This window comes from Enterococcus sp. FDAARGOS_375 (assembly GCF_002393265.1).
GTDB classification, from domain to species: domain Bacteria; phylum Bacillota; class Bacilli; order Lactobacillales; family Enterococcaceae; genus Enterococcus_D; species Enterococcus_D innesii.
In genome coordinates, this window is record NZ_CP023515.1 from 3,229,260 (window position 1) to 3,246,487 (window position 17,228).

At 42.6% G+C, this 17,228-nt stretch carries 10 protein-coding genes; 2 read left to right on the forward strand and 8 right to left on the reverse strand.

Going from position 1 to position 17,228, the window contains the following annotated elements; genetic code table 11:
- Positions 1 to 199: 199 nt before the first annotated feature.
- Positions 200 to 3,910, reverse strand: a complete 3,711-nt coding sequence (nifJ, locus tag CO692_RS16760; protein WP_096742777.1) for a pyruvate:ferredoxin (flavodoxin) oxidoreductase — start codon at positions 3,908 to 3,910, stop codon at positions 200 to 202.
- A 227-nt stretch (positions 3,911 to 4,137) separates the two neighbouring features.
- Here nifJ and CO692_RS16765 point away from each other — a divergent pair, with 227 nt between their 5' ends.
- On the forward strand, positions 4,138 to 4,653 hold the full coding sequence (locus CO692_RS16765; RefSeq protein WP_096742778.1) for a DsbA family protein: 516 nt from the start codon (positions 4,138 to 4,140) through the stop codon (positions 4,651 to 4,653).
- An 88-nt stretch (positions 4,654 to 4,741) separates the two neighbouring features.
- On the opposite strand, the gene whiA is transcribed toward CO692_RS16765, so the two are convergent.
- From whiA to uvrB, 7 genes are all read right to left on the reverse strand, one after another.
- Positions 4,742 to 5,677, reverse strand: a complete 936-nt coding sequence (gene whiA / locus CO692_RS16770) for a DNA-binding protein WhiA (protein WP_005235679.1) — start codon at positions 5,675 to 5,677, stop codon at positions 4,742 to 4,744.
- Positions 5,678 to 5,695: 18 nt separating this feature from the next.
- Complete coding sequence (locus CO692_RS16775) at positions 5,696 to 6,697, reverse strand: gluconeogenesis factor YvcK family protein (protein WP_077454412.1); 1,002 nt, start codon at positions 6,695 to 6,697, stop codon at positions 5,696 to 5,698.
- Positions 6,694 to 7,584, reverse strand: a complete 891-nt coding sequence (gene rapZ, locus CO692_RS16780; RefSeq protein WP_077454413.1) for an RNase adapter RapZ — start codon at positions 7,582 to 7,584, stop codon at positions 6,694 to 6,696. Before rapZ ends, CO692_RS16775 begins: the two co-directional genes overlap by 4 nt.
- Positions 7,585 to 7,697: 113 nt before the next feature.
- Positions 7,698 to 8,408 carry an amino acid racemase gene (locus CO692_RS16785; RefSeq protein WP_077454414.1) on the reverse strand — a complete coding sequence of 237 codons (711 nt, stop codon included), beginning with the start codon at positions 8,406 to 8,408 and terminating at the stop codon, positions 7,698 to 7,700.
- A 3-nt stretch (positions 8,409 to 8,411) separates the two neighbouring features.
- On the reverse strand, positions 8,412 to 9,665 hold the full coding sequence (locus CO692_RS16790; protein WP_077454415.1) for a carboxylate--amine ligase: 1,254 nt from the start codon (positions 9,663 to 9,665) through the stop codon (positions 8,412 to 8,414).
- Positions 9,666 to 9,973: 308 nt separating this feature from the next.
- A complete protein-coding gene (uvrA, locus tag CO692_RS16795) occupies positions 9,974 to 12,790 on the reverse strand; it encodes an excinuclease ABC subunit UvrA (protein WP_096742779.1) in 2,817 nt (938 codons plus the stop codon).
- A 13-nt stretch (positions 12,791 to 12,803) separates the two neighbouring features.
- Entirely contained in the window at positions 12,804 to 14,795 is a 1,992-nt protein-coding gene (gene uvrB / locus CO692_RS16800) for an excinuclease ABC subunit UvrB (protein WP_086292292.1), read from the reverse strand.
- 279 nt (positions 14,796 to 15,074) lie between these two features.
- On the opposite strand from uvrB, the gene CO692_RS16805 reads away from it, so the two are divergent.
- Positions 15,075 to 17,228, forward strand: a complete 2,154-nt coding sequence (locus tag CO692_RS16805) for an amino acid ABC transporter substrate-binding protein/permease (protein WP_096742780.1) — start codon at positions 15,075 to 15,077, stop codon at positions 17,226 to 17,228.

A 17,228-nucleotide genomic window follows, 5' to 3' on the forward strand; every position in this document is an offset into this window, starting at 1 on the left:
AAACAGCTCTTTTACTTAGTTTACCATTATCCTGAAATCATTGTTTGTCAAAGGTCTTCGAAGATTTCATCTAAGGAGTCATCGGCACCCATTTCATAGAAAAAAAACAAACGACCCTGAAAAAACAGCACAAACCGTTTTTCAGGGTCGTTTCTCCGCAATCGATTGATTCCTCAAAGAGCGATTAAGACCACTTAGCTTACTCTTGCTGACGGCGTTTCGCGCGTGCCGCTCGCTGCGCAGCCCTTTCAGCTAACTGTTCTTCGCTTAGGGTCTGTCTTTCTCTACGCACACGAGTCGATTTTACAGCCGTTGTTTGTTCCGGGTGACCACTTTCCAATGGGCTATTTTCGTCCGTAACGTCTGTTTTTTCAAGTTTTGCTCGTATTTTTTCTTCTTGACCTGCTAAACGGGCATAGTTATAGAAACGAGTTTTGGCATCTGAAACGGTTTTTTCAAACAATGCTTGCGCCGCATTGGGGTTGGCACTGTGTAAAGATGCAAAACGAACTTGGGTCTGCATAAAGGCGGGCATTTGGTCAAATGCCGGCTTTTTGAAATCAAGGGTCATTGGCTGTTTCCCTTTTTCTGCCAGAAGCGGATTATAGCGGTAGAGACTCCAATACCCCGATGCAACTGCTTCTTGTGCTTCCTTCAAGGATTGACGCATTCCACCAGCAAGACCATGAGTGATACATGGTGTATAGGCAATAATGATTGACGGCCCAGGGAATCGCTCGGCTTCTTCAAAGGCTTTGATTGTTTGCATTTGATTGGCACCAGATGCGATTTGTGCGACATAAACGTGGCCATAGGTCATCGCCATCATTCCCAAGTCTTTTTTGGAAACAAACTTGCCACTCGCAGCGAATTTAGCAATTGCCGAAGTCGGTGTTGCTTTAGAGACTTGTCCCCCTGTATTAGAATAGACTTCATTATCTAACACGAGAATGTTGACATCTGCACCAGAAGCGAGGACATGATCAATACCACCAAATCCGATATCGTACGCCCAGCCATCCCCGCCAATCATCCATTGGCTTGGCTTAACGAATAAATCTTTCTCCTTCAAGATTGGAGCCAGCTGCGGTGTATCGAAGACTTCCGCTTCTAAGGCGGCGATCAGTTTCGCTGCTCGCTGCTGGGTCCCAGCACTTTCTTCTCGATGAAAGTCCCAATCCTCAATCAAAGCCTGCAATTCTTCTGATACAGCGGCTTTCAATGACTGCAACTGGGCTGCTAATTTCTCCCGTCTCGTTTGATTGGCTAAGAACATGCCATAGCCATATTCGGCATTGTCTTCAAATAACGAGTTTGACCAAGCTGGACCTTGTCCTAAGTGATTGGTTGTATAAGGGGATACTGGTGAGGTTCCACCCCAAATCGAAGAACAGCCGGTCGCATTGGCGATCATCATGCGATCCCCAAACATTTGGGTCAATAATTTGACATAAGGGGTTTCCCCACAACCCGCACAAGCACCAGAGAACTCCAATAAAGGTTTATTGAATTGGGAGCCTAGGACCGTCCCAGGTTTTGCTGGATTTTCTTTTTGACGTAAAGTCATCGCAAAAGCCCAATTTAAAGCTTGTTCCTTTTGTTCTTCGTAAGGACGCATCGTCAAAGCTTTCCCTTTGGCGGGGCAGGCTTCCACACAAAGACCGCAACCTGTACAATCTTCAACGGAAACTTGAATTCGATATTTTTGCCCATTCGCGCCTCGCATCTCTCTGACGATAAAGCCTTCCGGCGCTTCGGCTAATTCATCTTCATCTGCCAAAAACGGACGGATCGCCGCATGAGGACAGACAAAGGCACACTCATTACACATGGTACAGCGATCTGATAACCACTCGGGGACTTCAACAGCGATCCCCCGCTTCTCAACCGCTGTTGTCCCGACAGGAATCACCCCTTCAGTCATTTGATTCCGTACGAGGGTACCCACGCTTAGTTGATTGCCTTCTTGACGGTTGATGGGTTCCACGATTTCTCGCACAAATTGTGTTGTCGCAGTGGATGTCCTTTCCGGCACTTCGATCGTTGCCCACATGCTTGGAACAGGGATTTCTTGTAATAATTCGATGGTGCGATCAATGGCTGCTTGGTTCTTTTCAACGATCGCCATCGATTTGTGCCGATAACTTTTCAGCGCCTCTTCTTTTAAAATCGGCAAGATTTCCTCGGTCGGAATGATGTTTGCCAAGTAAAAGAAGGCTGTTTCCATCGCGGTATTGATCCGTCCACCTAAGCCAACTTCCATTGCCAACTGCATGGCGTTGATGGTATAAAAACGGATCTCGTTTTCAGCAAGATAACGTTTCATCTTTTTTGGTAGATTTTTTATGATTTGCTCTTGTGACCAAGTCGTATTTAACAAAAAGGTTCCGCCTTTTTTGAGTCCTTTCAGCAAATCATACGTATGCAAATACGCAGGCGTATGACATGCAACGAAATCCGCGTGTTCGATCAGATAGGTGGAACGAATGGGGCTATCCCCAAATCGCAGATGGGAAACCGTTAGACCACCAGATTTTTTCGAATCATAGTGGAAATAGCCTTGCACATATTTTTCGGTATGGTCACCGATGATTTTGATTGCTGACTTATTTGCCCCGACGGTCCCGTCAGAGCCGAATCCCCAGAATTTCGCTTGGAAGGTGGATGGATCAGTTAGATCTAGCGTTCCCTTTGATGGCAACGACAATTGCGTCACATCATCCGTGATCCCAATAGTGAAGCGTTTCTTTTGACTGGCTTTTGGCTTGAGCAATTCGTCATAAACGGCAACGATTTGATCAGGCGTCACATCTTTTGACCCCAGACCATAGCGTCCACCAATGATCGTCGGCCGCATCGCTGCATCATACATGGCACTTTGCACATCTAAAAGCAAAGACTCGCCATTGGCGCCAGGTTCTTTGCTGCGATCCAATACAGCGATACTTTTGACGGAAGCAGGCAGTTTTTCTAAGAAGACTTCTAATGGGAATGGTCGATACAAATGGATCGACAAGACCCCTACCTTGCGGCCTAAAGCGCACAGATGATCCACCGTTTGCTGGATCGTTTGCGTCGAGGAGCCCATCGAAACGATGACTTCTTCGGCGTCTGAAGCACCATAATAATCCACTAAATCATAGTTGGTCCCTCTTAAAGCATTGATTTTTTTCATGTAAAAACGAACGATCTCAGGCAATGTTTGATAATGCTGATTGATCGTTTCCCGCTGTTGAAAATGGATATCAGGGTTTTGATTCGTTCCACTCGTTGTTGGGTGATTCGGATTCATGGCTTTTTGACGAAAAGCAGCCAATTTTTCATGATTAACCAGTTGTGCGAGTTCTTCATAGTCCAAAACCTCGATTTTTTGAATCTCATGACTGGTTCGGAAACCATCAAAAAAATTTAAAAAAGGTATATTGGCTTCGATAGCTGCTAAATGAGCGACTGGCGCTAAATCCATTACTTCTTGAACACTGCTTTCCGCTAACATAGCAAAGCCTGTTTGTCGGGTGGCCATTACGTCGGTATGATCTCCGAAAATATTCAAGGCGTTGGTCGTCACTGCTCGGCTGGCGACATGAAAGACGCCTGGCAGCATTTCACCAGCAATCTTATACATATTAGGCACCATCAGTAAAAGTCCCTGTGACGCCGTATAGGTTGTCGTTAAGGCACCTGTTTTTAAAGAGCCGTGAACCACTCCAGCAGCCCCTGCTTCGGATTGCATCTCAACAACCTTCACCGGCTGCCCAAAAAGATTATGCTTTCCTTGAGCAGACCACTGATCCACTAATTCGGCCATGGTTGAACTAGGGGTTATCGGATAGATCGCCGCAAGTTCCGTAAAGGCATAGGAAATATAGGCAGCTGCCGTATTGCCATCCATTGTTTTTCCTTTTCTCATCTATATAACTTCCTTTAATCATCATTTTGCACAATAAAACACAATTCATTATAGCTGAAAATTAAGGAATATAAAAGCATTCCCAGTATAATTCTGTTAATTTCGTGAAACGAAATACATAGATTCTCGCTCTTTTTTGCTCTCATTTCACAGAGTTAGATGAAAAGACCTGTGGCTTTTCTTTCAATAGAAACTTCGGTAAACTAAGAGAAAAAGGAGGAATCTAAATGGATATTTCAATTATCAAAGCACAAGAAACAAATGCAGTAACAGGGATACATATCGGAAACCCGTCTGCAAAACCAATCGTAGAATTTATGAATTTGCGCTGTCCTTATTGTCGGCAATGGTTTGAGGAATCGTTACCGATCTTAAGTGAAGCTGTCGCAGCTGGGAAACTACGCCGTGTCATCAAATTATTTGACAAAGAAAAAGAATCATTGCAACGAGGCAATGTGATGCACCGCTTTGTTTCTAGTACAGACCCACAAGCAACGATCGCTGAGATTACAAAAATTTATCAAACACAAGACGAATGGGGTCATTTGTCTTTACCTGAAGTGGCAGAATATGCGAAAAATACCTTAGGGCTAGCTGAACAAAACCATCCTGCGATCGCCGGAGAAATTGTGGAAGAAGCGAAAAACGCCAACATTCAATTTGTGCCAACGATTATCTTAGATGGGCACATTTTTGATGAATCGATCTCTGCTGAAGAATTAACTGCATTGATCAATGAATAACCTCTAACAAAAAAACAGGAGCTGATTTGACACTAAAATCCACGTCAAATGCAAGCTCCTGCTTTTTTGATTTCATTCACTACTTAGATTAACTGACTTGTTCACGCAAATGATCCGCAAATTCATTAATTTTGCGAATACGATGGTTGATGCCTGATTTCGAGATCGCTCCTGATGGAATCATTTCTCCTAGTTCTTTCAAGCTGACCTCGGGATGTTCCAGACGTAATTCGGCGATTTCTTGCAGCTTTTCAGGTAAAGCTTGCAAGCCAACTCGATCTTGAATAAATTCAATATTGTCGATCTGCTTCGAAGCAGCGTCGATCGTTTTGTTCATATTGGCGGTTTCACAATTCACCAAACGATTGACTGAGTTACGCATATCACGCACGATCCGTACGTCCTCGAATTTCAACATGGAATTGGTGGCCCCGATCAGGGTCAAAAAATCAGCGATTTTCTCAGCGCCTTTCAAGTAAGAGATATACCCGTTTCTACGCTCTAATGCACGGGCATTCAATCCATATGCGTTTAGCATATCGCAAATATCTTGGTTATGCTCCTCGTAGATGGAATAGATCTCTAAGTGATAGCGGCTGGTTTCTGGATTATTGATCGATCCAGATGCCATAAAAGCGCCTCGTAAATAGGAACGCATTTTTTGAGTATTGCCCATGATCTCATCAGAAACATGGCTTTGAAACATCAGCCCGTCCATGATATCTAAGTCCAAAAGCACGCGCTTTGTCTCTTGTTTCAAACGAACGATGTAGACGTTGTTCTTTTTTAATTTCATTTTGCGACGGACCAGCAATTCGCTGCGCACGTCGTAATGATCTTTTAGTAAAGAATAGATGCGTCTGGCAATCGCCGCGTTTTCTGTTTGAACGTTTAAAACAAATTGCTGGTTGTTGATACTTAATGACCCATTCATCCGAATCAAAGCTGCCAATTCTGCCTTGGCATGTTCGCGATGAACTTCTAATGCAGTCAATTCTTTTTTCACTTCTGCTGCAAAGGACATAAAAAAATCCCTCCTTTCTTAGATTTTGGCCCCGTAAACGATACGTAGAAGTTCTTCAATCACTTTATCTCCGTCATGAAAAACTCCGCCATCTCTAAGCTCCAGAAAGTCAGCTGAAATGACACGGCTGGCTTCTTCTCGCAGTCCTTGGAAATCGTGTTTCACTTGTACAAGATATTCATCATAAATCTCTGGGTCCATATACCCTTCTGGAACTTTCTCGGTATTAACTAACACCGTATCAATAAAGGGTTTGCCTAAATGCTTATGCAGGACCCGGACATGGTCGGCATCACTAAAGTGTTCGGTTTCACCTTTTTGGGTCATAATATTACAAATATAAACGGTTTCCGCTTGGGTTTCCAACATTGCTTGGCCAATCTCGCTGATCATGAGATTGGGCAAAATACTAGTAAAGAGACTACCAGGACCCAAGACGATCATATCTGCCTCCATAATTGAAGAAACAACTTTACGAGCTGCTTTCGGCTCATCATTATTTTCTTGATTACGAACAAAGACTCGATCGATTGTTTTGCGATCGACCGCGATCTTGGACTCGCCTACCGCTTCAGTGCCGTCTTTAAACACTGCATGTAAGACTAACGGCAGATCAGAGGAAGGAAAAACCCGTCCGTCGATATGCATGATTTTCGATAAAATCTGAATAGCTTCGTAGGTGCTGTTGCGCATTTCGGCAATCGCCGCAATAATCAAGTTCCCAAGGGCATGATTGGCCAAAAATTTGTCTTCTGCTTTAAAACGATATTGAAAAATATCATTATACAGTTGCGGCATATCAGATAGAGCCGCCAAAACATTGCGCAGATCCCCCGGAGGTGAAATCGATGAAACCAAATTGCGGATTTCGCCGCTGCTGCCACCATCATCAGCGACCGTAACGATCGCTGTGATGTCAACACCTTGGTTTCGTAAACTTTTTAAAATGACTGGTAACCCAGTTCCGCCACCCACCACAACGATCTTCGGCTTTCTGATCCGGTATGTTTTCATTTTCATGAACGATTCACCGTCTCTTTACGCTTATCTTTGTCACGATGGGTAATATTTACACGATAGTCTTCAGACAAAGTTGCCCCGATTCGCTCCGATAAAGCAACCGAACGGTGTTGCCCACCCGTACAACCAATGGCAACCGTCAAGCTGCTTTTTCCTTCCTTGACATACCCTGGCAAGATGGTTTGCAACAGCGTAGTAAATTGCTGATAGAATTCTTCCGTTTCCGGAAAAGACATAACGTAGTCATAAACCGGCTCATCTTTACCAGTTAAAGGACGCAACTCAGGAATATAATGAGGATTTGGTAAGAAACGCACATCCATAACGATATCAGCATCGATCGGCAAACCGTACTTAAACCCAAAAGATACGATCTCAACACGAAAACCCGTCTCATGGGAAGCCCGAAACTCTTGATTGATTTTTTCTCTCAGTTGCCGTGGAGTTAACGTCGTTGTGTCGATAACGATACTGGCACGAGTCTTCAAATCATCCAAGATCGCACGCTCTTTGCGGATCCCTTCCGTAATTAAGCCATCCATCGCTAAAGGATGAGCTCTTCTCGTTTCTTTGTATCTTGATACCAGTTCATTGTCCGATGCATCTAAAAAGAGCATCCGGGTGTCGATAAAATTCGTATTTTCAATATCGATCAGCATACTCTGGATTTCTTCAAAAAACGATCTAGAGCGCAAATCGACAACTAAGGCAATTTTTGTCACTTTCCCTGATTCTTTGATCAGTTCCCAAAATTTAGGAATCAAGCTTGGGGGCATATTGTCGATACAAAAGTACCCCATATCTTCAAAACTCTGGATAGCGACCGTTTTGCCGGCTCCGCTCATCCCAGTAATAATAACCAATTCTAAATGATCCACTTCAGTCATAGGTAAAACTCCTTTCTGAAACAACTCTATTATATCATGCCGGGCGTATCATTGGAACACCGGCATAAAAAAAGACGTTAGCTCAAAAGATGCCGCTAACGTCGCTATCAGCTTTAGATTGCTTGGCGATCTGCCAATGCTTTTTCGATCGTCCGATCAACTAAAATCGATTGAGCATCCACGACTGGATAAGGATTGTCAGTCACAAACTCATCCATCAAGGACAACTCGGTACATCCAAGCACTACGCTTTCACAGCCGATTCGTTCGGTAACTTCTTCCAATATCTCAAAGTAAAGCCCTTGATCAAGATGATCATTTTCTTTGATTCGATCATAGATCAATGTATTGACCTTTTTTTGGATCGCTGGCTCTGGCAGATAGACATCAAGTCCCAACTGGCGCAGTTCTTTCTCATAGATGCCGGCTTTGACACTGCCTTCTGTCCCAAGAAAGGCCACTTTTCCAGTGACGCCTTTTTCAAAAACGACTTTCGCCGCCTCCCGAGGCATATGCAGTATCTCAATCTCAGTGGCTGCTTGTAATTCATCAAAGAAATAATGAGCCGTGTTACAAGTCAGTACAATAAAATTGGGTTTTAATAGATTTTGCTTTTCGATATCATCCATTAAATAAGGAACCGGATTTTCTAACGTATTATCTAAAATATACGCGGTCCGATCTGGAACTGTCGCATGATTGAATAAAACATAGTTCAAATAGTCTTGGTCTTTATGGGTCTGCGTCCGTCGGTTTAAGATGCGAACAAAACTTTCCGTCGCTAACGTTCCCATGCCGCCTAAAATACTAAAAAAATTCTCCATCTTCTAGCCTTCTTTCGTATGGAAATACGTTTTGAATCGTTTGTTGTACAGATGGAACATTCTCTTTAATAGAATCCAACGCTTTAAAGATAAGTCTTCTTTGTAAAAAACAGTCGTTCCCCAACGATCTTCTGCTAATAATTTTTTTGCCCGCTCTTTCGCAGGATTTTCTTTTGCATAGGTCAAGAAGATGTTTTTTGGTACACCTAACCATAATTTCGCTTCTGGCGCGTCAGCTTTGCCATAAACCGTTTCTGTGTAAGGTTTATCGAAGACTAAATCTTCTGTGATAAACTTCGCCAGATTCAATCCGCTTAAGGTAATAAAGAAACTGCTTCTTCCTTGACGCAAGTTGATTTCAAATAATTTGTATTGCCCGTCTCGTGCATCATATTTCAAGTCAAAATTGGCAAATCCAACATATTCGATCTCTTTTAGAAACTTGCGGATCATTTGATAAATTTGCTCATTTTCGTCTGGAATAATCACGACATAGTTCCCAACAGCACCTGGGGTTGGGTCTTCTAGTAACGGATGACCTAAACCCATCACGCGAACTTCATGATTCTCATCAACATAAGCATTTAAAACCCGCATGTTGCTGTCGTCACCAGGAATAAAATCTTGGACGATCATTTCATATTGATACCCCGCTTGATAAATGCGAGAAACGATTTCTTCAAATTCTGCTCGATCATCAATGATGAAAGCTTTTTTGCGACCTTCAAAATCAACCGAAAGCCACGCGACACTATTTGCAGGTTTCAAGGCTACAGGAAAATCAAACGGCAGCTCTCCTTTAAACGTTCCTTCCGTCAACAGTTCAGGCGTTAAAATGAACGTCTTTGGATAAGGCAAACCATACTCCTCGCAAACTTCGTAAAAACTTACTTTATTGATCAACCGTTTTAATAAGGAATAATCATTGGCGATAAAGGTATAATAAGGTTGCAATTCTTCTTTATGTTTTGCCAACAGTTCCGCATAGCCATCGCCGCAAGGAATCAACAAATACTTCATTGTAGGATCGTTGTAAGTGTTTTTCCCTAACTCGATCAGCGTCTCAGTGAATCCAGGATCATGGTCAAAACCTTCCACTTGATTGATTTTTACAATTTTACTAAAGCGGGTTGGCGCAAGTTCCGCACCAGCATAGGCAACTGATTGAATGCCATAAGCTTCGTGGAATGCTCTGGCCATACCATAAACATTCATATCGCTTCCTAATAATATGGGAAGAAAATTTTCCTGACTCATCAAAAATCACTCTCTCTTTTGAATACGAAAAACGACCGCTCTCGTTTCGTTTAATTACAATAGCATTATCATACCACAAAGAAAAAAGCAATCAAAGTATCTATCTTTGATTGCTTTCTCCCACTTTGAACGGATAGAACTTATAGGCAGTTTATTCAATGCGAATATACGTATACCTATTGCTATTCTATCAAATAAATTTTTGATTTCAAGCCTTTATCATGAAATTTACAGATATTTCAGGCTTCCTTAAACTTTAGCGAAACCTATTGACAGATAAGTAAAAAAGTGGAAGCTTTCCCTCTTGATCATAGGACTTTTTTCAAATAATGACCGGTATAGCTTTCTGGAACGGCAGCAATTTCTTCTGGTGTACCAGTTGCAATGATCGTTCCACCGCCTTCGCCACCTTCTGGACCTAAGTCAATCACATAATCCGCTGATTTGATGACATCCAAGTTGTGTTCGATCACTAAAACAGTATTGCCTGCGTCAACAAACCGTTCCAAGACTTTCAACAAACGGGCAATATCATCCGTATGCAGACCTGTTGTCGGTTCATCTAAGATATAAAAACTCTTACCATTGGAATTTTTGTGCAGTTCACTTGCAAGTTTCATCCGTTGCGCTTCCCCACCAGACAAAGTAGTGGCTGGTTGTCCCATAGTGACATAACCTAAACCGACATCAACGATCGTTTGCAATTTCCGATGGATTTTTGGAATATGTTGGAAAAATTCCACTGCATCTTCCACGGTCATATCTAAGATCTCAGAAATATTTTTTCCTTTGTAATGAACTTCTAAGGTTTCTGAGTTATAACGTTTGCCATGACAAACCTCACAAGGTACGTAGACATCAGGTAAGAAGTGCATCTCGATCTTGATAATTCCGTCCCCTTTACATGCTTCACAGCGTCCACCTTTTACATTAAAACTAAAGCGGCCTTTTTTATAACCACGGACTTTCGCCTCATTGGTTTTAGCAAATAAATCACGAATGTCATCAAAGACACTGGTATATGTTGCCGGATTGCTTCGAGGCGTCCGACCGATAGGGCTTTGATCGATATCGATCAATTTATCGATAGCTTCATAACCAGTAATGGTTTTAAAGCGACCAGGTTTGTTCGAATTCCGATTGATTTTTTGCGCTAACGCTTTTTTCAAAATTTCATTGACTAATGTTGATTTACCAGAGCCAGAGACCCCTGTAACTGCGACGAACTTTCCTAGTGGAAAATCGACTGAAATGTTTTTCAAGTTATTCTCAGAAGCACCAGTCACACGAATCTTTTCACCATTGCCTTTGCGGCGTTCTGCCGGTGTTGGGATTTGTCGTTTTCCAGATAAGTATTGGCCTGTTAAAGAAGACGCATTAGCTGCAACTTCATCTGGAGTGCCGGCAGCCACGATCTCACCGCCTGCGTGTCCCGCACCTGGACCAACATCAATCAAGTAGTCCGCTGCCCGCATCGTGTCTTCATCATGCTCAACGACAATCAGGGTATTCCCAAGATCACGCATTTTCCGTAATGAATCGAGCAAACGATCGTTGTCTCGTTGGTGAAGACCGATCGATGGCTCATCAAGAATGTAAAGCACTCCAGACAAATTGGAGCCGATTTGTGTTGCCAAACGAATCCGTTGCGCTTCCCCACCAGAGAGCGTGCCTGACGCACGGCTCAAGGTCAAATAGTCCAATCCGACATTTTTTAAGAAGCTTAAACGATCATCGACTTCTTTCACGATGGGACGTGCGATCATTTGCTCTTGTTCCGTTAGTTTCAATTCTTCGACAAAGTTCAAGGCATTGTTGATGGCCATCTCACTCATTTCACCAATGTGTTTTCCGTTGACTTGCACGCACAGCGCTTGAGGGTTCAAACGATAGCCATGACAAGTTTTACAAGTCAATTCCGTCATATACAAACGCATTTGATCCCGGGTGAAATCAGAGTTGGTTTCATGATAACGGCGTTTGATATTTGGTAAGATCCCTTCAAAAGCGACCTCAACATCACGTACCCCACCAAAATCATTCTCATAATGGAAATGGAAAATTTCTCCATTCGAACCATTCAAAATAATGTCTTTGTGTTCTTCTGGCAGTTCTTCAAAGGGTGTGTCCATATCGATATTAAATTCTTGGCAAGCCTGTTCTAGCATTTGCGGATAATATTGAGAACTGATTGGGTTCCATGGCAATATGGCACCTTCACGTAAGGTTTTGGTTTGATCGGGAATCACTAAGTCTACATCAACTTCGAGCTTCACACCAAGACCATCACAGTCTGGACAAGCACCAAAAGGCGCATTGAATGAAAAGAGCCGTGGTTCTAATTCACCAACTGTAAAGCCACAATACGGACAAGAATAATGCTCACTGAAAAGCATCTCTTCTTGACCAATCACATCGACTACCGCATAGCCATCCGCTAAACGTAATGCCGCTTCAAAGGAATCAAACAGACGAGAACGGATGCCTTCCTTTACAACGATTCGGTCAATGATGATAGCAATATCATGCTTTTTATTTTTTTCCAATTCAGGCGCTTCGGAGACATCATAGACTTCGCCATCCACCCGCATCCGAACATAACCTTCTCTTTGGATACGTTCGAAGACTTTTTTGTGCTGCCCTTTCTTTTGATAAACGATCGGTGCCAACAATTGGATCTTGGTGCGTTCTGGTAATGCCAAAACTTCATCCACCATCTGCTCAACCGACTGACTAGTAATCTCAATATGATCATTGGGACAAATCGGGTGACCGATTCTGGCGTAAAGAAGCCGCAGATAATCATTGATTTCAGTAACCGTTCCTACTGTTGATCGCGGGTTCTTGCTGGTGGTTTTTTGATCGATAGAAATCGCTGGACTAAGTCCATCAATGCTATCTACGTCGGGTTTATCCATTTGCCCTAAAAACTGACGGGCATACGCCGATAGACTTTCGACATATCGGCGCTGTCCTTCGGCATACAATGTATCAAATGCTAAGGAGCTTTTCCCTGAACCCGAAAGACCAGTTACCACAACGAGCTGGTCTCTGGGAATCGTCACATCGATATTTTTTAAATTATGGGCCCGTGCCCCATGGATCACAATTTTATCATTTGCCATATTGTTTCTCCTTCTAATCAGCAGCCTTCAGCTCAAGAATAGTATCTCTTAAGGTAGCAGCCGTTTCAAAATCCAATGCTTTTGCAGCATCTTTCATTTCTTTTTCTAATTTCAGCAACAAGGTTGCTTTTTCTTCACGACTTAGTTCTTCATAAGATGTCGTAGTGTATTCACCGGTCTCTTCCGCCACTTTCGTGATCGCAATCAGATCGCGAATCTCTTTAATAATAGTTTTCGGTACGATCCCATGTTCTTTATTGTACGCTTCTTGAATACCACGGCGTCTGGCTGTTTCATCGATTGCTCGCTGCATCGAATCCGTCATTTTATCGGCGTACATGATTACTTTTCCTTCTGAGTTACGAGCTGCCCGTCCAATAGTTTGGACTAATGAACGTTCGCTTCGTAGGAAACCTTCTTTATCGGCATCAAGAATCGCAACCAGAGAAACTTCCGGTACGTCAAGACCTTCCCGTAGCAAGTTGATCCCCACTAGTACATCAAATTCACCGAGACGTAGATCGCGAATGATTTCTGTTCGTTCCAACGTTTTGATATCACTGTGTAAATACTTGACTTTGATTCCTAATTCTTTGAAGTAATCCGTCAAATCTTCTGACATTTTTTTCGTCAAGGTCGTAACAAAGACCCGTTCGTTTCGCTCAACGCGCTCATTAATTTCTCCCACGAGATCATCGATTTGACCCATAATAGGTCGTACTTCGATCACCGGATCTAACAGACCAGTTGGACGAATGATTTGTTGAACGACGGTATCGGTTTGATCGTACTCATAAGGACCAGGCGTGGCCGAAACATAGACGATTTGATTGACATGTTTCTCGAATTCTTCCAAACGCAACGGACGGTTATCCAGCGCAGAAGGCAAGCGGAAACCGTAGTCCACTAGCATTTGTTTTCTCGCCCGGTCTCCGTTATACATCCCACGAACTTGCGGCATCGTTACGTGTGATTCGTCGATTACTAATAGAAAATCATCTGGGAAGAAATCCAATAACGTATAGGGCGGTTCCCCTTCTTTTCGTCCATCCATGTGGCGAGAGTAGTTTTCGATCCCTGAGGTGTACCCCATTTCCCGCATCATTTCAATATCATAATTGGTTCGCTGCTCTAAACGCTGTGCTTCTAGCAGCTTATTTTCCGCTCGCAAGACTTCCAGTCGGGCATCCAGCTCACTTTGAATCGAGGCGATCGCATGTTCCATATGGTCTTCATTGGTCACAAAGTGGGTTGCCGGAAAGATCGACACATGTTCGGTGTCACTCATGATCTCACCCGTCAAGGCATCGACTTCACGGATTCGATCGATTTCATCCCCAAAAAACTCAATGCGTAATGCTCGCTCGTCACGAGAAGCTGGAAAAATCTCCACAACATCGCCACGCACGCGAAAACGTCCCCGTTGAAAATCGATGTCGTTTCGCTCAAATTGGATCTCGATCAATTCTTTTAATAGTTGGTCTCGAGACTTTTCCATCCCTACTCGTAAAGAAACAACTTGTCTCGCATACTCAATCGGCGAACCTAAACCGAAAATACAGGAGACGGACGCTACAACGATCACATCGTTTCTTTCTAATAAAGAACTGGTTGCCGAATGCCGTAGCTTGTCGATTTCATCATTAACACTGGAGTCTTTTTCAATGTATGTATCACTGGAAGGAACATACGCTTCTGGTTGATAGTAATCATAGTAACTGACAAAGTACTCGACCGCATTATTTGGAAAAAAGTCTTTGAACTCGCCATATAATTGTCCAGCCAATGTTTTATTATGGGCAATGATCAATGTCGGTTTATTGACTTCCTTGATTAGATTAGAAATCGTATAAGTCTTACCAGTACCAGTGGCTCCCAACAAAATCTGTGCTTTTTTTCCACCGACCACCCCGTCAACCAACTGACGAATCGCTTCCGGCTGATCACCTGCTGGTTGATATTTTGATACTAAGTCAAATTCATGGGAAGTTGTTCTTTCGATCATCTTCATTCCCCCTCGATTATTCTAAACGACAACAAAAAAAGAAAAACTCGCTGTCGCTTTTCCATAAATAAGTATAATAAGTATATCATAGCGAACATACTTTCGCCATCATTTGCTATGAAAGTTTCATGCGATTTAGCATAACTTAACATGTTCGTTTTTCTAACATCCGATGTGAGGTTTGAAGGAATTTGTCATATTTTTAAAGAGAAAGACTTGTGTGTTGAAGAAAAAATCCATATAATTTATAGATACGTTATATCTAAAGGAGGAATTTTCTTGAAAAGAAAACACATGACCTTCGCTATAATCGCGCTGATTGTCAGCTTTTTTACTTTTTCGGTAAAGTCAGCGAATGCGGAGGAAACTACGTATAAGATAGGAACAGATTTAACATTTGCGCCTTTCGAATTTCAAAATGAAAACAATGAATATGTTGGGATCGATATAGATTTATTAAACGCGATCGCTGAAGATCAAGGTTTCGCAGTCGATTTACGTCCTTTAGGTTTTGACGCCTCCATTCAAGGAGTGCAATCAAATCAGCTAGATGGCATGATCGCTGGGATGAGTATTACAGAGGAACGTAAAGAAACCTTTGATTTCTCTGACCCTTATTTTGATAGCGGGATCCAAATGGCTGTAGCTGCAGATAATGACAGCATTACTAGCTATGAAGATCTTGAGGGCGAAACGGTCGGTGCAAAGGTTGGTACCGAAAGTGCCCGCTTTCTAGAAAGCAATAAAGACCAATATGGCTACGACATCAAATTATATGATGACGCTACTGGACTATATGGCGCTGTACGCAATGGTACTGTGGCAGCCGCTTTCGATGATTTTCCAGTGCTTGGCTATGCTATTAACAATGGCGAACCGATGAAACTTGTCGGCGAACCTGAAAAAGGTGCTTCTTACGGATTCGCTGTCAGAAAAGGCCAAAATCAAGAGCTACTTGAAAAATTCAATGCTGGTTTAGCCAATATGAAAGCTTCCGGCAAATACGATGAAATCGTCAATACTTACATCACAACGTCTGATTCAGATGCAGACACTAGCGAAATGGTGAAAGTCGAACCAAAGAAAGATGTTTACCGCATTGCCAGTGATTCCGCTTTTGCCCCATTCGAGTTTCAAAACGAAGACAACGAATATGTGGGAATCGATGTTGATTTAATGAATCGGGCTGCAGAATTGCAAGGATTCAACATTGAATTCAATTTCATCGGTTTTTCAGGAGCTTTGCAAGCGTTGGACGGTAACCAAGCAGATGGGATGATTGCTGGGATGACAATCACTGATGAGCGTCGTCAATCCTATGACTTTTCTGATTCTTACTTTGAAAGTGGTATTCAGATTGCTGTAAAAGAAGGCAATGATTCCATCAAATCTTATGAAGATTTAGATGGGAAAACCGTCGGTGCGAAAGTTGGGACAGAAAGTGCAGACTTCCTGATCGCCAACGAAGAGAAATATGGCTATTCCATCAAATATTATGATGCCGCCGATCAATTATATGCGGCTGTTAACGGTGGGCAAATTGATGCCATGATGGATGATTATCCAGTGATTGGTTATGCCATCAGCCAAGGACAAAAACTAATGACACCGATTGAAAAAGAATCTGGCGGTCAGTACGGATTTGCGGTGAAAAAAGGCCAAAATCCTGAATTGATCCAAATGTTTAATGAAGCATTGAAAGAAATGAAACGTACTGGGGAGTACGATCAAATCATCAACAAATACATTGAAGATGGTTCTGCCACAGAAAAACGAGTAGATGAATCAACGATCACTGGTTTGATCAGCAACAACTATAACGTCTTATTAAAAGGATTATGGAATACCCTTTTACTAGCCTTGATTTCATTTGCTTTAGCATTAGTGATCGGGATCATTTTTGGACTATTTAGTGTCGCACCAATCAAAGCTTTACGGGTTTTTGCAGGAATCTATGTAGATATCATTCGTGGTATCCCGATGATGGTATTGGCTTTCTTCATCTTCTTCGGTCTTTCCGATGCGATTGGTATCACAATTCCGGACTTTGCAGCCGGGGTCATTACATTGACCTTAAATGCCAGTGCTTATATCGCTGAGATCGTTCGTGGCGGGATCAATGCGGTGCCAAAAGGTCAGATGGAAGCTTCTCGAAGTTTGGGGATGACCTACACTCGGACGATGCAGAAAATCATTTTACCGCAAGCGATCAAAATCATGATTCCATCTTTCGTTAACCAATTCGTTATCTCGCTGAAAGATACAACGATCATCTCGGTTATCGGAGTCGTAGAATTATTGCAAACCGGGAAAATCATCGTTGCTCGGACCACGCAAAGTACCTATGTTTACTTGATCATCGCGATTATTTACTTAGTCGTGATCACAGCTTTAACGAAACTTGCAAAAGTTTTAGAAAAGAAGGTGAAATAG